This is a genomic window from Caballeronia sp. TF1N1, from assembly GCF_022878925.1.
GTDB lineage: Bacteria > Pseudomonadota > Gammaproteobacteria > Burkholderiales > Burkholderiaceae > Caballeronia.
In genome coordinates, this window is record NZ_CP084627.1 from 142889 (window position 1) to 165445 (window position 22557).

Below are 22557 nucleotides of genomic sequence, written 5' to 3' on the forward strand. Positions count from 1 at the left end.
AACGTGTCCGCGTGACCGTTCGACGAAAAATTCACCCGCGCGCGTTCGTCATGGCAGTGTTTCGATTCAACCTTCGCCGTTCCCTGGAGTTTCAATGATTCATCGACCTGGCCGGTCTTTCAACACGCCTTCGCGCGCGGCGTTCGCTGCGGCTGGCATTGTCGCGTCCGCGGTGCTCGCCGCGCATCCGGGCGCGGCTTTCGCGCAGGCGAGCGAGGTTGCAGCAGGCGCTACGCAGCAGTACGCGGTGAAGCCCGGTCAGTCGCTGAGCGATATCGCCGGCGAACTCACCGGTTCCAAGGAACGCGCGGTCAAGGAAAAGATGGCGCGCGCCCTGTTCGAAGCCAATCCGAACGCGTTCGCCGGGCACGACATCAACCGGTTGAAGCTCGGTTCGGTGTTGAACGTGCCGGCAACGGATGCGGGCGGAGCGTCCGCGCCGGTCTCGGTGCCCGCATCGACGCCAGCGCCGGTCCCGCAGGAAAACGCGACGGCGGGCGCATCCGCGACTGGCGTTGCACCGGCGTCAGCGACTCAAAGCGCCGCGAGCGAACCCGCGCCGCCCGAAGCAGCCTCGAATCCCGCGCTTGTTGCGAGCGCGCCGAATGCCGTTGCGCCGGCGTCCGAGGCAAGTTCCACAATGGCGCCAGCGAAGCCCGAGTTCGCCACTTCCGCTGCGGCGCCCGCGACCGGGTCGCCGCTTTCGGACCCCAGGATTTTCCTTGGTGGGCTGGTCGGACTGAGTGTCATATTCGGCCAGTGGTATATCAGAAGGCGTAATCGCGCCAAACTCGAAGCGGCTAGAGCGGCAGCGGACCCGCGCGCGCCGCGAACCTTTTCCTCGATGGAAGAAGCGGAAGCAGACGCCGCCGCGCGTAACGAAAAGCTGCGTCAGCAACGCGAGCGCGAGCGTTTGGCTGCTATCGCCGTGGCGAGCGTAGATGGCAAGGCGGTTCAGCGCGACGATCAGTCGGAACTGAACGCGGTGGCGGCGAGCATCGAGGATTACGATGCGGCGCAAGTTTTCCCCACGCCGTCCGATGACGACGCGGTCGCGCGCATGACGCCATCGGCCAGGAATCCGGCGTCGCAAGCCGAGCCGTTCGTTCCCGCGACGCCCGCCGCTTTGCACGCGGAATTCGTGCCATCCGCGCGCGAAGAATCATCGAACGATGCCGACGCGCACGAAACGCATGCCCGCGAAATTGCCGCACGCCAGGCCGCCGCGCTCGAAGCGCGCAAATGGGAAGAACAGGAGCGCGAAGCCGCCGCGCGACAGGCTGCGCATCAGGAAGCCGAGGAACGGGAGACGCGCGCACGTGAGCTCGCGGCCCGCGAGGCGCTCGCCCGCGATTTGTCCGCCCGCGAAACGCAATTGCGCGAGGCCGAAGCGCGCGATGCCTCCGAGCACGCGGAACACGCCCGCGAGGCGGCGGCGCGCGAGATCATCGCTCGCGAAGCCGAACTGCGCGAAGCTCAGGCGCGTGCGGCCGCCGAGGAAGCCGCCGAGCAGCGCGCGGCAGAACAGCGCGAGATCGAGCACGCAGCGCTCGACGTGCCGCCGGAGCCGGAACTCGATGACGATCCATCGCCCGGTCATCGTTTCCCGATGCCCAAGTTTCCAAAAGAAGCAATTCAGGCGCTCGACTCGCTCGAACTCGGTCTGCCGCCGCGTCTCGAACTGACGCTGAACACGCCTCATGATTTGGCGAGTTCGCCGCCGCAGGCGCTTGAAGCCGCGCCCCGTGAGTCCGCTGACGCGGCGCCGTTGCCGTTCATCCCGCAGCCGGTGGCCCACGCGCAGACGGCTCACGAGGACTTGCCGCCCGTGCCGCGAGGGGATTCCGTCGTCGCTCAGATCGAAGCCGGCACTGCAGGCGCCGCGGCGGTGGCCGGCCTCGGAGCCACCCAGTACGGCCCGCTGAGCCTCGACTTCGACCTGAATCTGCCGGCGAGCCAGACTGCACCGTTGCCGGCGCTGACGCCTTCGCAACTCGCGACGATCGCGCGAAACAAGCTCGAACTAGCGACCGAATACATCGAACTGGGCGATTTGTCGGGCGCGCGCACGTTGCTTCAGGAAGTGCTCGCCTCGAACGATTCAGCCACGCGTCCGCAAGCCGCCGCGTTGCTTTCGACGCTCGCGCCGCATTCCTGAAATGCGCATTGCATTAGGCATTCAGTACGACGGCTCGGCGTTTTCCGGCTGGCAATCTCAGCCGCATGGCAACACGGTGCAGGACGAACTCGAGCGCGCGCTCGGGGAGTTCGCGCAGACTCGTTTGCAGACGGTCGTCGCCGGACGGACAGATACCGGGGTTCACGGGCTGGGCCAAGTCGTGCACTTCGACACGGAACTCGACCGTACCGAGTTTTCCTGGGTGCGCGGCACGAATGCGTTTTTGCCGGAAACGATCGCGGTGCAATGGGCGAAGCCGATGCCCGCCGACTTCCACGCCCGCTTCAGCGCATTCGAACGCACTTACTATTACGTGCTGTACATCAATGCGGTCCGTTCACCCATGCTCGCGAAACGCGCTGGCTGGGTGCACACGCCGCTGGATGTCGGCGCGATGCGTGAATCGGTGGCGTGTCTTATCGGCGAGCACGACTTTTCGTCGTTCCGCGCGGCGGATTGCCAGTCGAAAACGCCGGTCAAGCATGTGTATCGGATCGATATACGCGAGCAGGGCAACTTCGTGCACTTCCGGTTTCGCGCCAACGCGTTTTTGCATCACATGGTACGCAATCTAATGGGATGTTTCGTTGCCATTGGCCGGGGAAAACATCCGGTTTCGTGGATGACCGACGTACTCGCCGCGCGCGACCGTCGTATCGCCGCGCCGACCTTCATGCCGGACGGCCTATATCTGGCGGAAGTCGGTTATCCGGCGCAATTCGCGGTGCCGCCTGCGCATATTGAAAGCATGCCGTGGAGCGCCGTCTGGGCGAACGAGAAATGAGCGAACGGGATCTTCATCGAACGAGAATCAAGCTGTGCGGACTTTCCCGCGCCGAAGACGTGCGCCACGCCGTGGCGCTCGGCGCGGACGCCGTGGGCTTTGTTTTCTATCCACCGAGTCCGCGTTCGGTGAGCGTTTCGCAAGCCGTCGAACTGGCTCGGCATGTGCCGCCCCTTGTGTCGGCAGTCGGTTTGTTCGTCAACGCGACGCCGGAATGGGTGAGAGAAGTCACGTCGAACGTTCCTCTATCCATTTTGCAGTTTCACGGGGACGAAACACCCGAACAATGCGCCGAGTTGGCCGCGATTGCGGGTTTGCCCTATTGGCGCGCATTGCGAATCGGGCCTGATGCTGCAACGAGCGATTTGATAGAATCGTCTCTTAAATTTGCAGATGCTGGCGGCATTCTTCTCGACGCACTCGTCGAGGGCTTTGGCGGCGGCGGGAAGATATTCGATTGGTCACTTATCCCAACAGATCTAGGGCATCGGGCCGTTTTGAGTGGTGGGTTGAACACGCAAAACGTCAGTGAAGCCATCCGGCGCGTGCGCCCGTTCGCGGTCGATGTTTCAAGCGGCATCGAAACGCCGGGCGCCAAGGGCGTGAAAGATCCCGCCCGGATGGCGGCATTCGTGCGCGCGGTGCGCGAAGCGGATGCCAGCTGAATAAAAATGTGAATTCGCCGCAATGGCACTTCACCACCGAAGAGTGACGTAATGTACAACTTACCAGACGAAAGAGGCCATTTCGGCCAATATGGTGGGATTTTCGTGTCTGAAACGCTCATCCACGCACTTGATGAATTGCGCGTCGCGTATGAAGCCGCTCAGCAAGATCCCGAGTTCCAGGCGGAGTATCACTACGAACTGAAGCATTATGTGGGTCGCCCTTCCCCGATTTATCACGCAAAGCGCTGGAGCGAAATGCTTGGCGGCGCGCAGCTTTATTTGAAGCGCGAGGACCTGAATCACACCGGCGCGCACAAGGTCAACAATGTGATCGGCCAGGCGCTGCTTGCGCGCCAGATGGGCAAGAAGCGTGTAATCGCCGAGACGGGCGCAGGTCAGCACGGTGTTGCAACCGCCACCATTGCCGCGCGCTTCGGCATGGAATGCGTGGTGTACATGGGCGTCGAGGACGTGCGGCGTCAGGCTGCGAACGTGTATCGGATGAAGCTGCTGGGCGCGACGGTCGTGCCGGTCGAATCGGGCTCGAAGACGCTGAAAGACGCGCTCAACGAAGCCATGCGCGACTGGGTGACGAACGTCGAGAGCACGTTCTACATCATCGGCACGGTGGCGGGCCCGCATCCTTATCCGATGATGGTGCGCGACTTCCAGCGTGTGATCGGCGACGAATGCAAGGTGCAAATGCCCGAAATGGCCGGTCGTCAGCCGGACGCGGTGATAGCGTGCGTAGGCGGTGGATCGAACGCGATGGGCATCTTTTATCCCTATATCGACGACAAGGACGTGCGTCTGATTGGCGTCGAGGCAGCTGGCGACGGAATGGACACCGGCCGTCACGCAGCCTCGCTCATGGGCGGTAGTCCCGGCGTTTTGCACGGCAATCGCACCTATCTTCTGCAGGACGACAACGGCCAGATCATCGAGACGCATTCGGTTTCGGCGGGTCTCGACTATCCGGGCGTCGGTCCCGAGCACGCATGGCTGAAGGACGCGGGACGGGCCGAATATGTCGGCATCACGGACGAGGAAGCGCTCAAGGCCTTCCACGACTGCTGCCGCATCGAAGGCATCATCCCGGCGCTCGAATCGAGTCACGCGCTGGCGTATGGCGCGAAGCTCGCGAAGACGCTGCCGCGCGACAAGGTGCTGCTCGTCAACCTGTCGGGCCGGGGCGACAAGGACATGCACACGGTCGCCGAGCGATCGGGCATTCAGTTCTGAGCGGCCGGATGCGCACTGTCATCGACGAACCGTTGTCCGTCGGCGCGCTCACGGGCGCCGATATCGATATCCGCAATCGCGATTTCCTGGCCGATGCCGCGACCATTCCCGACGCGTCGATCGACTTGATCGTCGCGGACCCTCCCTATGGTTTGGGCAAGGACTACGGGAACGACTCGGACATGCGGTCCGGAGACGCCTTCCTTGAATGGACGTACGGCTGGCTTGAACTGGCCTTGCCAAAGCTCAAGCGAAGCGGTTCGATGTATATCTTCTGCACCTGGCAGTATTCGCCCGAGCTGTTCGTGTTTCTCAAGCGCCGGCTGATGATGATCAACGAGATCGTCTGGGACCGGCGTGTACCGAGCATGGGCGGAACGACGCGAAAATTTTCGTCGGTGCATGACAACATCGGCTATTTCGCGGTATCGAAGGACTATTACTTCGATCTCGATCCAGTGCGCATTCCTTACGACGCAGTGACGAAGAAGGCGCGCTCGCGCAAGATTTTCGAAGGCAGCAAGTGGCTGGAGATGGGCTACAACCCGAAAGACGTGTGGTCGGTGTCGCGTTTGCACCGGCAGCATGCGGAACGGGTCGATCATCCGACACAAAAGCCGCTGGAGATCATCGAACGGATGGTGCTTGCCAGTTGCCCGCCGGGCGGCCGCGTGCTTGATCCATTCATGGGCAGCGGCACCACGGGTGTTGCGTGCGCGCGTCACGGACGGCTCTTCACCGGGTACGAAATAAACGCGGACTACTGTGCGATCGCTGAACAGCGCACGGCGCAGGGACGCGAGGATCGAATGCAGGTTTTGCGCGCACCTAGCGTCAGTCTCGTACCGGAAGCTGCCCGATAGCGCCATTTTCGTCGCTGAAACGCGTCAGATGCCGAGACAACGACGTCTGACGCCCACGAATACGACTGCGAGAAATTTCTCATGTCACGCATCAAAACTACATTTGCGGCACTCGCCGCCGAAGGCAAGAAGGGGCTGATTCCGTTCATCACGGCGGGCGACCCGAACCCTGAACAGACCGTCGAGTTCATGCACGCGCTGGCGAAAGGCGGCGCGGACGTCATCGAACTGGGCGTGCCGTTTTCGGACCCGATGGCCGACGGTCCCGTCATTCAGCGCTCGTCGGAACGCGCACTGGCGCGCGGCGTGACGCTCAAGCGCGTGCTTGCCGATGTCGCGCGTTTTCGCCAGACCAACGACAGAACGCCGGTCGTCCTGATGGGCTACGCCAATCCGATCGAACGCATGGGTGCGGACGCTTTCGCGGCGGCAGCGAACGAAGCGGGCGTCGACGGCGTGCTGGTGGTCGATTACCCGCCCGAGGAAGCCGAGGAATTCGGCACGAAGATGCGCGCGGCAGGCATCGATCCCATCTTCCTGCTGGCGCCGACTTCGACCGACGAACGTATCGCGGCGGTCGGGAAGATTGCGAGCGGCTATGTCTATTACGTCTCGCTGAAAGGCGTGACCGGCGCGGCAAATCTGGACGTTTCTAGCATCGCGAGTAAAATCCCGGCCATCAAGTCGCATGTGCCGCTGCCGGTGGGCGTGGGTTTCGGCATCCGCGACGCGCAAACTGCCCGCGCGGTGGCTGAGATCGCGGATGCCGTGGTCATCGGCAGCCGGCTCGTGCAGTTGCTCGAAGAGGCGCCGCCGGATACTGCCGCGGCGTCGCTTACGACATTCATCGCGGAAATCAGAGCGGCGCTCGACGCCGCCAAGTAAAACGCAGTCGCGGCCGCGCCGGATTCCCTCGGCGCGGCGCCGCGACCGTCTGAACACTGAAGGAAATTCGATGAGCTGGCTCGACAAATTGTTGCCGCCCAAGATCAAACAGACCGATCCCAAAAGCCGCAAGGGCATTCCCGAAGGCCTGTGGGTGAAGTGTCCGGCGTGCGAGGCGGTGCTGTACCGCAACGACGTGGAGGCGAATCTGCATGTGTGCCCGAAGTGCAGCCACCACATGCGAATCGGCGCGCGCGAGCGGCTCGATCGTCTGCTCGATCCGGAAGGCCGCTATGAAATCGGCCAGGAAGTCTTGCCGGTCGACGCCCTCAAGTTCAAGGACAGCCGCAAGTATCCGGACCGCCTGAAAGAGGCGATGGAAGACACCGACGAAACCGATGCCATGGTCGTCATGGGCGGCGCAATCCACACCATACCGTGCGTCGTGGCGTGCTTCGAGTTCTCGTTCATGGGCGGCTCGATGGGTTCGGTGGTCGGCGAACGTTTCGTGCGCGGCGCGCGCAATGCGCTCGAACAGAACGTACCGTTCATCTGCTTTACGGCTTCGGGCGGCGCGCGCATGCAGGAAAGCCTGCTTTCGCTCATGCAAATGGCCAAAACCACTGCGCTCCTCACCAAGCTGGCCGAGGCAAAGCTGCCGTTCATCTCGGTGCTGACCGACCCGACCATGGGCGGCGTGTCCGCGAGCTTCGCGTTTCTGGGCGATGTGGTGATTGCCGAGCCGAAAGCGCTCATCGGCTTCGCGGGTCCGCGCGTGATCGAGCAGACGGTGCGTGAAAAGCTGCCGGAAGGCTTCCAGCGCGCCGAGTTCCTGATGACGAAGGGCGCCGTCGACATGATCGTGGATCGCCGCAAGATGCGCGAGGAAATTGCCCAGTTGATGGCATTGATGACCCGACAGCCCGCCGACGCCGTCGCCTGACGGCTTCGAATGCAGCGCCGCGCCGCGCGTGAACCCGCGAGGTTCCGCGCGGCGCTTTTGTTTCCCGATCTCGAAAATGAACACTTTCCCCACCCTCGACGCCTGGCTCGCTCATCTCGAAGCGGCGCATCCGGTCGGTATCGACATGGGTCTCGCGCGCATCGGTCGCGTGAAGGAAGCGCTCGGGCTTTCCTTCGCCTGCCCGGTCATCACCGTCGGCGGCACGAATGGCAAGGGCTCGACGTGCGCGATCATCGAAACCATTTTGTTGCGCGCGGGTTATCGCGTGGGCTGTCACACGTCGCCGCATCTGCTTTCGTTCAACGAGCGGGCGCGCGTCGATGGCGTCGAGGCAAGTGACGCCGAGTTGCTGCAGCATTTCGAGGCCGTGGAAAAAGCGCGCGCGAGTCTCGCCGAGCCGGTCTCGCTGACTTATTTCGAATTCACGACGCTCGCGATCCTGCATCTCTTCGCCTCGCGCACACTAGACGCCGTGGTTCTCGAAGTCGGGCTCGGCGGGCGGCTGGACGCGGTCAATATCGTCGATACGGACTGCGCGGTGATCACGAGTATCGACATCGATCACACGGATTATCTCGGCGATACGCGCGAGAAAATCGGCTTCGAGAAGGCGGGCATTTTCCGCTCGGGCAAGCCCGCGATTTGCGGCGACCCAACGCCGCCGCAAAGCCTGATCGATCATGCCGAGGCGATCGGCGCGGATTTGTGGCTCGTGGGCCGCGATTTCCGCTACGAGGCGCAGCCGGGCAACGAGCGCCAGCAGTGGAGCTACATCGGACGCGCACAACGGCGTTCCGCGCTGGCTTACCCGGCGTTGCGGGGCGCGAATCAGCTCATCAATACGTCGGCCGCGCTGGCGGCGCTCGAAGCGCTGCGCGACCGTCTGGCCGTGTCGGCGCAGGATATCCGGCTGGGCCTGGCGAACGTCGAGTTGCCGGGGCGCTTTCAGGTGCTGCCGGGCAAACCGCAGATCATTTTGGATGTCGCGCACAATCCGCACGCCGCCGCCGTGCTCGGTCAGAATCTCGGCAACATGGGCTACTTTCCGTACACCTACGCGGTGTTCGGCGCAATGGGCGACAAAGACATCGAAGGCATCGTCAATCAGCTCAAGGGCGAGGTCGATCACTGGAACGTGAGCGCGTTGCCTACTCCGCGCGCTGCGTCGACCGACCGCCTGGCCAAGGTTTTGCGCGATGCCGGTGTCAACGAAGGCCCCGACAGCAGCGTTTCACAATTCGACACACCGGCCGAAGCATTTCGAGATGCGTTAAGTCGTGCGTCCGAAAATGATAGAATTTTGGTTTTCGGCAGTTTCTACACGGTTGCCGGCGTCATGGCATACCGGAAATCGCAGCATCACTGAGACGGTTGGCGGTCAGCCGCAAGGCAAACCCCCGCACCAAGCTTCTCGCACCAAGCCATACATGGGACTTTTCTCGTTCGGCAAGAAAGACGACTCCGGTCGCGACGCTTATTCCGACTCACCGCGCGGCACGCGTCATACCGTCCGCACGGAACGCCGCACGCGCCGCCCCGAGCGCACCGACGCCGACGCGATGATGCTCGACCCCACGCTGCCCGAAAAGCAGCGTGCCCGGCGCAGGCTGGTCGGCGCAATCGCGCTTGTGCTGGCCGCGGTCATCGTTCTGCCCATGGTGCTGGACTCGCGCCCGAAGCCCGTCACCGACGATATCTCCATCGATATTCCAAGCCGCCCCGCGCCTGCCGTGAAGCAATCGCGCGAAGCCACCGATGCCGACACGCAAGCCGGCGTCGCGCATGACGGCCCCGCGGCGACATCGAACGGCGTGGCGGCGGGCGTAGCGCAGCCCGACGCGCAAACGCCGGCGCCAGTTCAGCAACAGGCGCAGGTCAAACCGGAGGCAAAGTCCCCGGCACCCGCGAGCCAGCCCGCAAAAACCCAGGCGGCCAAGCCGCAGCCGGTCGCGCCCGCCGAAGAAGCCAATACCGCCGCCAACGCACCGAGCTCGCCTTCGTCGCCGGCCGGCAGCCGCTTCGTGCTGCAAATCGGCACCTTCGACGACGAAACCGCCGCGCAAAACTGGGTCAACAAGTTGAAAGCGGCCGGTGTGCCCGCATATCTCGAACATCGCAAGCAAACGGACGGCTCCACGCGCGCTCTGTTGCGCGCAGGACCGTTTGCGGATCGCACGGCGGCATCGGCGGCGCTTCAGAAGGTGCGGCAAGCCGGACTTGCCGGTGGCAAGCGGCCAGCGAACTGAGGCGAACCAGAAGCTCGATGTTCACCAGTTTCGACTATGCCGTGCTCGCCGTGATCGGCCTGTCAGCCCTGCGCGGCATGTGGCGCGGCTTTCTGGCCGAAGCGTTCGGTCTCGTCGGCTGGGTGGCGGCTATCTTGATTGCAGGGCGCTTCGTCAGCGTCGTCGTGCCGTACATACCGTCCACGTGGCCGGGCGGTGCATTGACGCAATGGCTCGTGGCGTTCCTGCTCGTGGTGGCGGCCGTGCTGCTTCTGTCGAGCGTGCTGTCCGCGCTCCTGACGCGCATCACCGAAGTCACCGGCCTGCGCGGTGTCGACCGCTCGCTGGGTTTGCTGTTCGGCCTCGCCAGAGGGGCTATATTGGTAGTCATCCTGGTCGCCCTGGCGGGCTTGACCGAACTGCCGCAGAAAGATTTTTGGCGCAATGCGCTGCTCGCGCCCATGGCCGAGCAAGGCGTGCGTGAACTGAAACCGCTGCTCCCCGCTACGCTTGCCGCGTATGTGCGTGTCGCCCCGGCCCCCGATGCCGGCGACGCGGCGCGAAACGTCGCACAATAGACGAACGGCTGGCTACATGAGGGACGCGATACGGCGCCCGCCTGCGAACAGGCGGTGTGGACCGGCACCGCCTATCGACCCCGTCGACCCCGTTTCGACTCTTTGAAGGACCATGCCATGTGCGGCATCGTAGGTGTAGTTTCCCAAAGTCCCGTCAATCAGCTGATCTATGACAGCTTGCTGCTTCTGCAGCATCGCGGCCAGGACGCAGCGGGCATCGCCACGGCGAACGGCAACAACTTCCACATGCACAAAGCCAATGGCATGGTGCGCGACGTGTTCCGCACGCGCAACATGCGCAGCCTGCCGGGTACGGTCGGCATCGGGCAAGTGCGTTATCCGACGGCGGGTTCCGCATCGAGCGAGGAAGAAGCGCAACCGTTCTACGTGAACGCGCCGTTCGGGATCATCCTCGCGCACAACGGCAATCTGACCAACTGGACGCAGTTGAAGGACGAGATGTTCCGCATCGATCGCCGGCACATCAACACGGCGTCGGACACGGAAGTCCTTCTCAACGTCTTCGCGCATGAACTGCAGCTCGCGAGTTCGGGCTTGCAACTCGACGCCGCCGCGCTCTGGAAGGCGGTTGCGGGCGTGCATCGGCGGGTGAAGGGTTCTTATGCGATCGTCTCGCTGATCGCGGGCTACGGGCTCGTTGCGTTCCGCGATCCGTTCGGCATTCGTCCGCTCGTACTCGGCAAGCTGGAAACCGCGACGGGCGTGGAATGGATGGTGGCGTCGGAATCGGTGGCGGTGGAAGGCGTGGGCTTCGAGTTCGTGCGCGATGTCGAGCCGGGCGAAGCCATCTTCATCGACGCGGAAGGCAACCTCCACAGTCATCAATGCGCCGAAAAACCGACGCTCAACCCATGCATCTTCGAACTCGTGTATCTCGCGCGTCCGGATTCGTGCCTCGACGGCGTGCCCGTCTACAACGCGCGTCTGCGCATGGGTGACTATCTCGCCGAGAAGATCAAGCGCGTGCTGCCGGACGTGCCTATCGACGTGGTCATGCCCATTCCCGATTCCTCGCGTCCCGCCGCCATGCAAGTGGCCGCGAAGCTCGGCGTGGAGTATCGCGAAGGCTTCTTCAAGAATCGCTACGTGGGCCGCACCTTCATCATGCCGGGCCAGGCGGTGCGTAAGAAGTCGGTGCGCCAGAAGCTCAATGCCATGGCCATCGAGTTCAAAGGCAAGAACGTGCTGATCGTCGACGACTCAATCGTGCGCGGCACGACCTCGCATGAAATCGTGCAGATGGCACGTGACGCCGGCGCAAACAAGGTGATCTTCGCGTCCGCCGCGCCGCCGGTTAAATTCCCTAACGTGTATGGCATCGACATGCCCACGCGCGGTGAACTCGTGGCGCACGGCCGCAGCGACGAAGAAGTCGCGCGCATGATCGGCGCGGATTATCTCGTCTATCAGGACGTGGCCGACCTTAAAAGCGCGATCCGTGACATCAACCCTGAGTTGCAGGAGTTCGAGGCTTCGTGCTTCGACGGCAACTACATCACCGGCGACATCACGACCGAGTATCTCGACCGGATCGAATCGGCGCGTCTTGCGCCGCAATCGCAGTCGGATCGCGACAATGCAAGCGACGTGCAAGAGGGCGACGTCGCGCGCTCGCAGTTGCATCTGCAACTGTCGGTGGAATGATTCGTTAGCTGGTTGAGGCATGAAGAAAGCCCGCCTGGTCGATGACCGGCGGGCTTTTTTACGTCTTCAATGCTGACGCGGATCAGGCGCTCTCAGGCCATTGCGCCAGAGACCAGGCGCTATGCCGAAGCGCTTCGAGAACGCATGCGTGAACGCGCTTTGATCGGCGAAACCGACATCGAGCGCAATGTCCGACAACGCGGCGCGCGGATCGGCAAGCAACGCAAGCGCGGTATCGAGCCGCAAGCGATGCAGATAGCGATGCGGCGTCTCGCCAAACGCCTCGCTGAATAGCTGATGAAAGCGCCGCATGCCGAAGCCGCAGTGTGCGGCGAGATCGGCAATGCGCAGCGGCTCCGACAAATGCAGCCGCAGCCATCGGTCGATGCGCGCGAAGTCGAGGCCACGCGCTTCGGCCACGACGGATGCGCCCGCGTCGGCCATCAACGCGCCGCACAGATGCGCGGCGGCTTGCCAGGCGAAGCGGCCATCGTGAATGCCTGCATTCAGCGCGATATCGGCGACGAGCTGCGTCATCGCGGAATCGAGATTGACAGTGCGAGCGCGTTCGAAAAAGCGCTCGGGCACCGCCACCGACGTCGCCGGAAGATCGAGCACGAGTTGGCGATTCACGCCCTCGGCCCAGTATTCATGCCGCGCGTGAGCCGGAATGATCCACGCGCGATGCCGGTCGATATGCGACTCGCGCCCGTCCACCGCCATGCCCATTGCGCCGTCGAAGCCGAGCACGATCTGATGGAAGTCGTGCTCGTCTGTCGCTTGCACCGCTTCATAGCGGCGCAGCGAAATGCCTGGACGATGAACTGGCGCGTTCATGGCGTCGACACTCAGACGTCGAGCAGTTCCACTTCGAACACGAGCGTGGCGTTCGGCGGAATGACGCCGCCCGCGCCACGCGCGCCGTAGCCGAGTTGCGGCGGAATGGTGAGACGGCGCGTGCCGCCCACTTTCATGCCTTGCACGCCTTCGTCCCAGCCCTTGATGACCATGCCGCCGCCCAGCACGAAGGCGAACGGGTCGTTGCGGTCCTTGCTCGAATCGAACTTCTGTCCGTCGGTCAGCCAGCCCGTGTAGTGCACGCTCACCGTCTTGCCCGCGACGGCTTCGGCGCCTTCGCCAACAGCGATGTCTTCGTATTTGAGGCCGGAATCGGTCGTGACTTGCGCCATGTTGTGCTCCCTGGTTGCCCGGCCATGCGCACGTTCGTCATGCCATGGTCCGGTGGTCGAAACCACCATTGTAGAACGTCGCAGGCAAGCGGGAGGGCAGTGCGCGCACTGCCCGAAGGGTCACCGAGGCGCTTTCAGGGATGACGTCCGCGCGGATTCATGCGGCTGCCGATAGCGGGACGCGGTCCCACGGGCGAGCCGACACGCGGACCCGAATGCGGTTTAGCGTTCGTACCGAAGTCGGTGCCGATAGGCGTCTGATCGATGACGACGGCGGCGTCGCGGTCATGCGATTGCTGCCGGGCCTGCTTGAGCGCGCGCACTCGCACGTAAGCCATCGCGACGAAAGTCCACGGTGCGAGATAGGCGAACTCGGGCACGGAGACCATCATCATCAGCCAGGTGCCCACGCAGCATTGACGCAGCGCCATGCCGCGCGCGTCCCAGTCGAGCTTGAACGCGGGATACAGCATGAGCGCGCTGATGCCGACGAGACCGACCACGCCCGTGTTCACGAGCAACGTGGAGAACAAATCGGTCGAGCGTATGTAGCCGAAGCCGATGCCGAACAACTGATTCATCGGCGTCGCGCCAAGCCACATCTGCACGGAATTCAGGACCAGCATCGAACGGTCCGAGCCCGATTCGTTCTTGCCTTCGAGCTTGTCCATCACCATCTGCTGGAACAGATCGGCGATATAGTCCTGCGCGAGATAGGCGATCACGCACACCACCGCGAGCGCGATCAACGCCTTGATCGGGTTGATGCCGAGCTTGCGCATGCGAATCAGCGCATAAACCGCATAGCCGATCAGCACCGTCGACGACGTACTCATGATGAGCGAGATGCCGATGACCCACACCGGCCAGCGTACGCGCGATGTCGCGTTGAAATACACCCAGAAAGGGAAGATGGACATCGCGTACATGGAAGGCTCGCCGGTCAGCGCCTTCAGCCGCTGAATGGGGAAGCCCTTGATGTCGATCTGCTGGAACGAGCTGCCGTTCACGGTGCCGTCCGAGCGCACGATACCCTTTCCGAACTGATCGCCAAATGCACGGTTCGAGATGAAGTCGCCCGGCTGTCCAGTCGCGACGAAGTAGACCACTTCGTACATGCCGTAGAGCGCGAAAAGCGTCACGGCCACGAGAATCCACTGGTCCCATGTCGGCTTGTAGAAGTAGTAGACGTAGGATGCGTAGAGCACCACCGCCGCGACGTAGATCGACTGCGTGAACATGCTCTTGCGCAGGATGAACGTGACGAGGTCGGTGTCGTCGACCATCGCGACCTTGCTGAAGTCGGGATCGAAAGGCGCCATGACGTCCGCGAGCTGCGAGGTGCAGAACATCAAAAGCCATACGACCACGGCCGCGATCAGGAAGTGCATCCAGTTCTTGCGCGCCTTGCCGCCGAAGAGCAGCACGAGCGGCACCGAAAGAAAGCACATCAGATAGCCGATCGTCGTGCCCTGGATGCTCGGCATCACGAGGAACGACGTCACGGGCATCGCGAAGGCCCATATCTGGTAGAAGCGGTCTGTCAGCGCGAGTTTTTCTTTCATCGGTCGGGGGCTCTTCAACGCGCAACGCCGCGTGAGACACGCGGCGTTGCGTAATCGCTCTTTTAGTGGGCCAAGCTTAATTCACCGGCTTGAACGAACTGGTGTATGCCGCGGCATAGCCATAACTGCGACGGTTGCTGCGCCGGCGCGGAATTGCGTTGAAGACCGAACCCACGAGTCTGCCGCCCGCGCGCTGCACCTTCTTCACGGTCTCCTCGATCTCTTCCTCGGTCTGAATGCCCGAGCGCAACACCAGCACCGTGGAGCCTGCGTCGCTTGCGACGATCGCGGCATCCGTGACGGCGAGGAACGGCGGGGTATCGACGAGCACGAGGTCGAACTGGTCGCTCATGCGCGCGAGCATGTCGCGGAAACGCGGCATCATCAGCAATTCGGACGGATTCTGCGGATAGCCGCCGCACGACATGAACGACAGGCCGGGTACGCCGACGTAACGCAGCGCATCCGTGATGCCGATATCGCCCTTCAGCACTTCCGCGAGGCCGCCAGGGTTCGACTGCTTGAAGAACGACGCGATATGGCCACGGCGCATGTCGGCGTCGATCAGCAACACTTTCAGGCCGATTTCCGCGAGCAGCACGGCGAGATTGGCCGCGACGAAGCTCTTGCCTGCCGACGGGATCGGGCCGGTCAACATGACGATGTTGTTCGGTGCATTGACGAGATCGCGATACAACTCGGTACGCACGGCGCGCAGCGCTTCGACAGCCGGATCGTGCGGGAAGCGCGAGGCAAGCACGCGAGCGTCTTCGTCGCGTTCGTCCACATGCGGCATGGTCATGGCATCGTGTTGCGCCTGGTCATAGTGCGGCAGGGCCTTGGGCGCGGCGCCGTTTTGCTGCGTGCCCGAGAAGCCGAGCGCGCGTCCGACCGGCGACACCGCGATCTCGTGATCGAGCACGAGTTGCTGGCGGCTGAACAGTACCTCGCCCAGCACCGGCACCGACAGACGGCGTTCGACGAACATCGGGTCGGTCACGCCGATCATGGCGTGACGGCGCAGGAAGATGAAGAACGTGCCGACGAAGAAGCCAAGACCCGTACCCGCGAGAATCACGAGCATCTTGTTCGGCTTCACCGGGCGATGCGGACGCAACGCGTTGTCGAGAATATGCGCGCCGCCGCTCGTGCTCGCACGACGCACCGACAGCTCCTCGGCCTTGTTCATCATGCCGAGGTAGATGGTTTCGGCCACGCGTGCATCGCGCGTGAGTTCGGCGCTTTGACGCTCCGACGCCGGCATGCTGTCGAAGCGCGACTGGATCTGCTTGTTGGTCGCTTCGAATTGGGCGATCTGCTGATCCAGATTCTTCACTTGCGGGCTGTCGGGCTGGAAGCGCTGCAAGGCCTGCGTGCGCTGCAGTTGCAGCATGGCGAGCTGTTGCATCGACGTGATGCTGCCTTGCAAATACGCTTGCGCCTCGTTGACCGGCTGCACCGACTGCGACTTCGAACGGAACGCGCTGAGATTGCCCTCGGCCGTCTTCAGGTCGGCTTCGAGACGCGGCAACTCGCCGCGAATGAACTCGAGCGTCTTGGTGTCGTTGGCCTGACGGCTCGCGACTGCCGCCGACATGTACGCCTGACCGAGCGCGTTCGCGACATTGGCCGTGAGTTCGGGGTCGTCCGCATTGAACGAAATCTGCACAATGCCCGTGTCTTTCGCTGACTCGGTCACCTTCATCGTCTTGAGCATGAGCGCGATGGCGTCGAGCGTGTTGTAGCGGATCACGTCGAAGTGCACGCCGGGATGGCCCACCACACTGTCCACGAGCATCGACACGCCATTCGCGGCCGCCGGACGGCCAACGGTGCCACGCACGAGCACGTCGCCGTCTTCGTCGCGCAGTTCGTACTGGTTCTTGTCGAGCAGCACGAAATCGAGCTTCGAATCTTCGAGCGATGCAGGCACGTCGAGCCGGCCGATGTTCAGTTCCTCGCCGCCCCAGCCATACGAATCGAGGCCGAGCCATGCGGGCGAAAGTTGACCGCGCTTGGCGAACAGGTCGGCGATCTGCCCGAGGACCGGCAGCGTGCGCGGCTTCGCCTTGATGTCGAAGTGAAATTGCTTGACGACCGGTTCCAGCACGGAACGGCTCTGCATCACCGAGATCTCGGCGGGCGCGATCTGATTGACGGTCTGCGCCTGCTGCTGCATCTGCTGCTGATTCTGCGGCGTGATGCCGAGCGCGTTCGGATCTGGCGGATCGACGCGGATGATGACGTCGGCGGAGTAGATCGGCTTGGCGAGAAACGCATAAGCCGTGGCGAGCAAGGCCGCGCCCGCGATGAACAGCATCAGCATGCCGATATGGTCGCGAAGCAGTTTGAGCATATCGCTCGCGGTGAATTCACCGTCGTCCTTGCCTGAGCGCGAAGATCCGGAGTTGACATAGAGCGTGTTCAAAGGCGCCATCCTCAATTCGATAGTTAGAACGTAGTTGTCAGGGCGTTGGAAAAAACGAATGCCCCGGCGGCTAAAGCCGCGGTACGTCTCTTTGCTTTATTTAATCCGGCGGTACGGCCGGTGAGTCGCAGCAACATGAATGCTTGGGGCCTGCGGCGTCGGTCAGCGCGGGCCTTGACAGCCCCGGCGCATCTTGCAAACCCCTACGATACTTGCAGATAAATAGAAAAAAATTATCCTAAGGGGCATCTTCCGGCCCTGAGTTATCTGCGTCTGTTAAGTACCGAACGTTGTAATGCTCGAAAGGTCAGGCATGCCGCTTGCGCGATGGCGGATTTGGGCGATAATGCGCGGTTTGCCTGAGCCCGGGCACGCACTCACGGCATAGGGTTGGCTTTGATGAATTCGCGGACCACGTCGAAGCGTGGTTTTTTTGTTTTGCCGTCGTCGTGAATCACGCCGTAGTTGCCGTCGCCACCAAAGCGCTGGTCGTCGTAAAGCTCGTAGAGCGTCACGTTTTGAATGCCATAGGTCTTCGCCATCGAGACGAAACCGCCCAGCGCGTTCTTTCCCACGAGATACCCCGAAGGGTCCGGATGATCCGGACGTACGCCGTATTCCGTGATCCAGATCGGCTTGCCGTAACTGTCGCGCAAACGCTCCAGCACGTTGGTCTTTTGCGATCCCGCTGACGTGATCGAACCCATGTCGGAATACCAGTGCCACACGGTGATGTCCCATTGCGGCACGGGATGCCCTTTGGTTCCGTCCGGCTGCGTGCCGGAAAAGAGCATGTCCGGAAAGGCGAAATGCAGCCAGCTGAACGACGTGAGCAGAATCTTGGCGTCGGGGTCGGATTCGCGAATGCCCTTGATGAGACCGAGGATCGAGCCGCGCGCCTTCATGTACAACGCGTTGTCGTAATCCGACGGATGTTCGCCGCTGCGGTCATCGCCGCGTATGGTCCAGTTGTCGTACTCGTTGCCCACCTGATAGTAGGTCACCACGCCCTTCAGAATGCGTCCGGAGAGCTTGCCGAGTTCGTAGCCGCGCGCGAAGGCTTCCGCTTCGTTGGCGCGCTTTTGCACTTCGAACGGTGTCACGAGGGCAAGCACGCCGATGCACTGCCTGGACGCCTGACGCGCGAAGTCCGCGACCATGTGCGCGCTTTCTTCGTTCGAGACGTCCTGGGCGTACATGGTGACGCCGAGTTCGCGAAGCTGCGAAATCTGCAAACCATAGTCGCTCGTGCGATACGCACCGCGATGTTCGATATGGCCAGCAATGCCGTAGAACACGCCGGCCGACTCATTGCCGCATTTCATCTTGGGTGCGGCGAATGATGGGGTGTCGGCATTGGCATCGGCCTTGGCGCCGCCGGTGCGGCTTGCGTGATACGCATCGGGACTGCCGCTGCGCGCGAAGAGCAGAACGGAGCCGCAAAGCATTGCGCCGAAGAAGGCGACTACGATCAGAATCGTTCGCTTCAATATCTGGACCTCGGGAAGGCGAAACTATTTGGCCAGCATGTCCGAATGCTCGCGCGTGGCGGGATTGGCCGCGCCGCGCGAGCTCGATGCGCTCGTCAGGATGCTTTGCGCTTGCGCGTCGAAAACTTCACGCGAGAAGCGGCGGCGAAAGTCGCGCGTGAGCGCGGCCATCGAGTAGGTGCTCGCCGAGAAGACTCGCTTTACGAAAGACGCGGAGTCGTCGACGGGAAACAGCAGCGCATTGGGCAGATAAGATTCGAGACCCGACACCCGTGACACGACAACTGGACGTTCCGCGAGCACCGCTTCGATCATCACGAGCGGCACGCCTTCATACGCTGAAGGCAACACGAGCGTGTCGCTTGCGACGATATACGGCAGCACGTCCTTCTGTGGCCCGACAATACGCACGCATGCGGCAAGCGCGGGACTCTTCTCGACGATTGCTTCGAGACGCTCCGCATCCGGTCCTTCGCCGACGATCAACACCAGCGTTCGCGCGAACGCTTCCTTGTGACTTTCGATAGCCTGCATCAGAAAGTCCTGACGCTTCTGCTGGAAATTCAGTCTGCCGATATGCGCGATGATCGTGGTGCCGTCATCCGGCAGACCCAGCGATGCGCGTGCTTGCGAACGCGTGAGCGTTGAACGGCTGAAGCGGTCATCGACATAGTTTTCGAGGATCGTGGTCCGCGCACGCGGCGCAAGTGCGCGCAATTTGCCACGCAAGTGCTCGTTGAGCGTGACGAATTCATCCGGCATGCGATACAACACGCGCTTGATGAGCCACTTGATCTTCTCGGCGGCGCCCGCGTTTTCCGGCGCTTCGTCCACGAGAGGAAGATAGCTCACGGCGGTGACACGCGCCTGGCGCGCGGCGAAAAGACCTGCGAGACCGGAAGCGATGGTGCCTTGCGCGATCAGCAATTTTTCGAGTTCGAGACTACGCAGGATGGCGGCCGTGGAGCGCACCATGCGGACGAGTTCGATCATGTTTCCGCGCAGCGATTCGGCCGTATAGGTAAGACCGATGACCTTCACTTTCTTATGCTTGAGCGATAGTTCGCTTACATAACGAAAAAGCGGTTCATTAGCGGTCGGCACGAGAATGTTAAGCGTCTCGATACCTGTGCTTGCGACGAGCGCAAGCATCAGGCGCTTGAGCATTTCCTCGTGCCCGCCATTGATGCCCGAATCGCAGTAAATACCTAACTTCACCGGCCTTCCCCCAAAAACGCGTTCAACGCGATGGCTTGTCGATGAACTGCATGAGCATGCGCGCGCTTTCCGTCCAGCGATACTTCTCCGCGTGTGCAATGCCGCGCTGCTTGAGATCCTCGCTTAGTGCCGGCGAGTCGAGCAATTCGCGCAGCTTAGCCGAAATATCCTCGACGGAGTACGGATCACAATAGATTGATGCGTCGCCGCACGTTTCCGGCAGCGCCGCTGCGCGTCCGACAAGCGTCGGACAGCCATTGCGCATGGCTTCCAGCGGCGGAATGCCGAATCCTTCGTAAATCGAAGGATAAAGAAAGCAAGCTGCATCCTGATATAAAGCTTTGAGCTTTTCATCGCTCACGTAGCCCGCTTGCTTGATGTTAGGCGCACTCGAGAGATCATGCGCGCGGCCAAAAATAGTGGCGTTCTTCATGCCGACAATAACGAGGTCGATAGACGGATCGTTCAGTCGAATGAACGCGTCGACAAGACGTTGAAAGTTCTTTGTCGGGTTCATGCTGCTTACTGCAAGCACGTACCGGTTCGGCGTGAGATCGAGATCCTTGATGACGGACCGGTCCGGCACGACGTGATCGAGATGGTCCGCTGCGAGCGGCACGACGCCGATACGTTTGGCATCCACACCGACATGATGCGCGAGGCGGTCGCGCGAGAACTCCGAATTCGTCATCACGCAACTCGACGTGCGCGCGAGTATCCAGAACATCACGCGATACCACATGCGGAACTTCCACGAGAAGTGCGCGGGCGTGTCAAACACCGCGGCATCGTGCATGTAGATGACCTGGTTCGCGCGAAAGATCGAACCCGAGTTACTCAGATTGACAATGCGCGAGCGGCCCGCAAAGAGTGGCAGGACGAATTGTTCCCACAGCACGCCTTTACCGAAGCCGAGCTTCACGGTTTCGACGCCGGCCACGGGTTCTAGCCCGTCTTGCGGCGGCACGGCAAGCGTCACATGCGAGCCTTGCGGCAGCTTGACGAGCGCGGCTACGAGCTCGCGCGCAACGCGTTGTACGCCGGTGGTCTTCTGACTCGTAAACCTGCCGTTGTAGACGAGCTTGTTCGGGGCAATAGATGTGTCCATGTCTCGGGCGGGTCAGTACTGTGATTCGGAAGTGGGTTCGTACGATTCGAATTCGTTCGATTCGACGGGCTCTTTCAAGTACCTGTCCGAACCGAATTCGTATACCGAGAGCCACTTGCGGAAGATGGCTTCCATCGAGAAGCGCCGGCTAGCCGTTCTTTTCGCGGTTTCGCCCATGCGCGCACGCAGGATAGGGTCGTCGCGCAACATGGCGATGTACTTTTGCATGTCTTCGTGCGTCGTGGCGACGAAGCCAGTCTGCCCGTGCAAGACGACATCGCGATTGCCGACCACGTCTGTCACGACAGCGGGAATGCCCGCGACCTGCGCTTCGATCAACGCGATCGGCATGCCTTCCCAGCGCGAGGTCTGCACATAGATGTCGAGGCCGGAGGTCAGGGCGAGCGCGCGTTCACGCGTGACCCAGCCGCTGCATACGACTGAATCACTCGCAGTCTGACCGGGCAATTCATCGAGGTTTCCGCCGATCCACAAGAATTGCGTCGTGGAGTTGCGCAGATCGGTGGCGAGCTGCACGAAGGCTTCGTGATTCTTCTGGAACGACGCGCGTCCGCTCATGCCGACCACGACTTCACGGCCGTCTTTCTCAAGACGCGAAGGAATCTCCAGCACGTTGACGCCGTTCTCGATCATCTCCGTGTTGCGCGTGCGCATCTGCGTTTCTATCTCGTGCTGTTCGCTCTTGGAGCACGCGACGATGGTGCCGCCCATGCGTGCTGCAATGCGCTCGAAGCTGAGATAAGCAAACTGCTTTGCCGCCGATACATCGCGGCGCAGAAACGCAAGGCCATGCGGCGAATAGAACACGCGGGCACGCGGCGCGGCAATGCGCGCGGCGGCCCGTCCCAGCACACCCGCCTTGGACGAATGCAAATGCACGACCGACGGATTGCATTCCTTGAGCTTGCGCACCAGCTCCCACATGCTCGTCCAGTCTTTCTTCACACTGACTTCGCGAAACATGCTCACGTAGACGAGCTTCACGGCCGGATGAAAGAGGCTCGCGAAGTTGTTCGGCGTTTCGGGCCGGATGGAGTGGAGGATCGTGACGCCGACGCCTGCAGCCGCAGCACGGTTCGAGAGCTGAGTGAGCATGGAGAGGACTCCCCCTCCAAAGGCTTCGGTTATATGTACGATCTCTTTCATATAGAACTCTGCAATGAGCAAAAGCCGAGCGCCCGCGGCATTCGCAATTGAGAAGGCACGGCGGTCTTGTGTTTATAGGTGGAGTGGTGAGCTCCGCTTGCCAACGCGCCTCGCTGGGTCCGTTATCGGTTCCGTCGAAGGAGGCATCTATGACGGCCTGGAATGCAGTATCACTAATCGACCTGAGTTTTTCTGTTCGATTAATACATATGCAACCTAACCGGTGCGCCTCGATCTCTCAGAACCGGGCGGCAACGCACACGGACTTGCTGATTCCCCTGCTAATCGGCTTTGCAAAGCCCGCGTTAGCGAATCTGGCTTAAGGACAATCAAAACTG

The 22557-nt window shown here is 62.0% G+C and carries 19 protein-coding genes; 11 read left to right on the forward strand and 8 right to left on the reverse strand.

Translation table 11 applies throughout. The features are described 5' to 3' along the window. The first annotated feature begins 94 nt into the window (after positions 1–94). The 11 genes from LDZ28_RS14735 (at position 95) to purF (ending at position 12053) form a co-directional block, all read left to right on the forward strand. On the forward strand, positions 95–2158 hold the full coding sequence (locus LDZ28_RS14735; RefSeq protein ID WP_244829119.1) for a FimV/HubP family polar landmark protein: 2064 nt from the start codon (positions 95–97) through the stop codon (positions 2156–2158). A 1-nt stretch (position 2159) separates the two neighbouring features. Next, positions 2160–2963 carry a tRNA pseudouridine(38-40) synthase TruA gene (gene truA, locus LDZ28_RS14740; RefSeq protein WP_244829121.1) on the forward strand — a complete coding sequence of 268 codons (804 nt, stop codon included), beginning with the start codon at positions 2160–2162 and terminating at the stop codon, positions 2961–2963. Further along, positions 2960–3628, forward strand: a complete 669-nt coding sequence (locus LDZ28_RS14745; RefSeq protein ID WP_244829122.1) for a phosphoribosylanthranilate isomerase — start codon at positions 2960–2962, stop codon at positions 3626–3628. Before truA ends, LDZ28_RS14745 begins: the two co-directional genes overlap by 4 nt. A 51-nt stretch (positions 3629–3679) precedes the next feature. Then, a complete protein-coding gene (gene trpB / locus LDZ28_RS14750; RefSeq protein WP_244829123.1) occupies positions 3680–4873 on the forward strand; it encodes a tryptophan synthase subunit beta in 1194 nt (397 codons plus the stop codon). A gap of 8 nt (positions 4874–4881) precedes the next feature. Further along, on the forward strand, positions 4882–5736 hold the full coding sequence (locus tag LDZ28_RS14755) for a site-specific DNA-methyltransferase (protein ID WP_244829124.1): 855 nt from the start codon (positions 4882–4884) through the stop codon (positions 5734–5736). A gap of 81 nt (positions 5737–5817) precedes the next feature. Continuing rightward, the gene (gene trpA / locus LDZ28_RS14760) at positions 5818–6621 is read left to right on the forward strand and encodes a tryptophan synthase subunit alpha (protein ID WP_244829126.1); all 804 of its coding nucleotides are present in this window, start codon (positions 5818–5820) and stop codon (positions 6619–6621) included. A gap of 70 nt (positions 6622–6691) precedes the next feature. After that, complete coding sequence (accD, locus tag LDZ28_RS14765) at positions 6692–7564, forward strand: acetyl-CoA carboxylase, carboxyltransferase subunit beta (RefSeq protein ID WP_244829127.1); 873 nt, start codon at positions 6692–6694, stop codon at positions 7562–7564. A gap of 76 nt (positions 7565–7640) precedes the next feature. After that, positions 7641–8951, forward strand: coding sequence for a bifunctional tetrahydrofolate synthase/dihydrofolate synthase (gene folC, locus LDZ28_RS14770; RefSeq protein WP_244829128.1), 1311 nt, complete (start codon positions 7641–7643; stop codon positions 8949–8951). A 61-nt stretch (positions 8952–9012) separates the two neighbouring features. Continuing rightward, positions 9013–9831, forward strand: coding sequence for an SPOR domain-containing protein (locus LDZ28_RS14775; RefSeq protein WP_244829129.1), 819 nt, complete (start codon positions 9013–9015; stop codon positions 9829–9831). Between the two features lie 17 nt (positions 9832–9848). Further along, a complete protein-coding gene (locus LDZ28_RS14780) occupies positions 9849–10388 on the forward strand; it encodes a CvpA family protein (protein WP_244829130.1) in 540 nt (179 codons plus the stop codon). Positions 10389–10505: 117 nt separating this feature from the next. Continuing rightward, complete coding sequence (purF, locus tag LDZ28_RS14785; RefSeq protein ID WP_244829131.1) at positions 10506–12053, forward strand: amidophosphoribosyltransferase; 1548 nt, start codon at positions 10506–10508, stop codon at positions 12051–12053. A 66-nt stretch (positions 12054–12119) separates the two neighbouring features. On the opposite strand, the gene LDZ28_RS14790 is transcribed toward purF, so the two are convergent. The 8 genes from LDZ28_RS14790 to LDZ28_RS14825 all read right to left on the reverse strand — a co-directional run bounded on the left by LDZ28_RS14790 (position 12120) and on the right by LDZ28_RS14825 (position 22219). Then, positions 12120–12890 carry an AraC family transcriptional regulator gene (locus LDZ28_RS14790; protein ID WP_244829132.1) on the reverse strand — a complete coding sequence of 257 codons (771 nt, stop codon included), beginning with the start codon at positions 12888–12890 and terminating at the stop codon, positions 12120–12122. Between the two features lie 11 nt (positions 12891–12901). After that, positions 12902–13243 (reverse strand): FKBP-type peptidyl-prolyl cis-trans isomerase, encoded by a 342-nt coding sequence (locus LDZ28_RS14795; RefSeq protein ID WP_244829133.1) that lies wholly within the window; start codon positions 13241–13243, stop codon positions 12902–12904. A gap of 134 nt (positions 13244–13377) precedes the next feature. Continuing rightward, the gene (locus LDZ28_RS14800) at positions 13378–14808 is read right to left on the reverse strand and encodes a hypothetical protein (protein WP_244829134.1); all 1431 of its coding nucleotides are present in this window, start codon (positions 14806–14808) and stop codon (positions 13378–13380) included. Between the two features lie 76 nt (positions 14809–14884). Then, the gene (locus LDZ28_RS14805) at positions 14885–17245 is read right to left on the reverse strand and encodes a polysaccharide biosynthesis tyrosine autokinase (protein ID WP_250466488.1); all 2361 of its coding nucleotides are present in this window, start codon (positions 17243–17245) and stop codon (positions 14885–14887) included. A gap of 368 nt (positions 17246–17613) precedes the next feature. Then, entirely contained in the window at positions 17614–18726 is a 1113-nt protein-coding gene (locus LDZ28_RS14810; RefSeq protein ID WP_244829136.1) for a glycosyl hydrolase, read from the reverse strand. Between the two features lie 24 nt (positions 18727–18750). After that, entirely contained in the window at positions 18751–19944 is a 1194-nt protein-coding gene (locus LDZ28_RS14815) for a glycosyltransferase (protein ID WP_244829137.1), read from the reverse strand. A gap of 22 nt (positions 19945–19966) precedes the next feature. Then, positions 19967–21052 (reverse strand): glycosyltransferase family 1 protein, encoded by a 1086-nt coding sequence (locus LDZ28_RS14820; protein WP_244829138.1) that lies wholly within the window; start codon positions 21050–21052, stop codon positions 19967–19969. A 12-nt stretch (positions 21053–21064) separates the two neighbouring features. Beyond that, the gene (locus LDZ28_RS14825; protein ID WP_244829139.1) at positions 21065–22219 is read right to left on the reverse strand and encodes a glycosyltransferase; all 1155 of its coding nucleotides are present in this window, start codon (positions 22217–22219) and stop codon (positions 21065–21067) included. Between the last annotated feature and the right edge of the window lie 338 nt (positions 22220–22557).

Bases quoted from the DNA above. Each gene is read 5' to 3' on its own strand.
- LDZ28_RS14805 (WP_250466488.1), bottom strand. From the start codon at position 17,245: ATGGCGCCTTTGAACACGCTCTATGTCAACTCCGGATCTTCGCGCTCA.
- LDZ28_RS14755 (WP_244829124.1), top strand. From the start codon at position 4,882: ATGCGCACTGTCATCGACGAACCGTTGTCCGTCGGCGCGCTCACGGGC.
- truA (WP_244829121.1), top strand. From the start codon at position 2,160: ATGCGCATTGCATTAGGCATTCAGTACGACGGCTCGGCGTTTTCCGGC.
- LDZ28_RS14795 (WP_244829133.1), bottom strand. From the start codon at position 13,243: ATGGCGCAAGTCACGACCGATTCCGGCCTCAAATACGAAGACATCGCT.
- folC (WP_244829128.1), top strand. From the start codon at position 7,641: ATGAACACTTTCCCCACCCTCGACGCCTGGCTCGCTCATCTCGAAGCG.
- accD (WP_244829127.1), top strand. From the start codon at position 6,692: ATGAGCTGGCTCGACAAATTGTTGCCGCCCAAGATCAAACAGACCGAT.
- purF (WP_244829131.1), top strand. From the start codon at position 10,506: ATGTGCGGCATCGTAGGTGTAGTTTCCCAAAGTCCCGTCAATCAGCTG.
- LDZ28_RS14820 (WP_244829138.1), bottom strand. From the start codon at position 21,052: ATGGACACATCTATTGCCCCGAACAAGCTCGTCTACAACGGCAGGTTT.
- LDZ28_RS14825 (WP_244829139.1), bottom strand. From the start codon at position 22,219: ATGAAAGAGATCGTACATATAACCGAAGCCTTTGGAGGGGGAGTCCTC.
- LDZ28_RS14800 (WP_244829134.1), bottom strand. From the start codon at position 14,808: ATGAAAGAAAAACTCGCGCTGACAGACCGCTTCTACCAGATATGGGCC.
- trpB (WP_244829123.1), top strand. From the start codon at position 3,680: ATGTACAACTTACCAGACGAAAGAGGCCATTTCGGCCAATATGGTGGG.
- LDZ28_RS14780 (WP_244829130.1), top strand. From the start codon at position 9,849: ATGTTCACCAGTTTCGACTATGCCGTGCTCGCCGTGATCGGCCTGTCA.
- LDZ28_RS14735 (WP_244829119.1), top strand. From the start codon at position 95: ATGATTCATCGACCTGGCCGGTCTTTCAACACGCCTTCGCGCGCGGCG.
- LDZ28_RS14790 (WP_244829132.1), bottom strand. From the start codon at position 12,890: ATGAACGCGCCAGTTCATCGTCCAGGCATTTCGCTGCGCCGCTATGAA.
- LDZ28_RS14775 (WP_244829129.1), top strand. From the start codon at position 9,013: ATGGGACTTTTCTCGTTCGGCAAGAAAGACGACTCCGGTCGCGACGCT.
- LDZ28_RS14745 (WP_244829122.1), top strand. From the start codon at position 2,960: ATGAGCGAACGGGATCTTCATCGAACGAGAATCAAGCTGTGCGGACTT.
- trpA (WP_244829126.1), top strand. From the start codon at position 5,818: ATGTCACGCATCAAAACTACATTTGCGGCACTCGCCGCCGAAGGCAAG.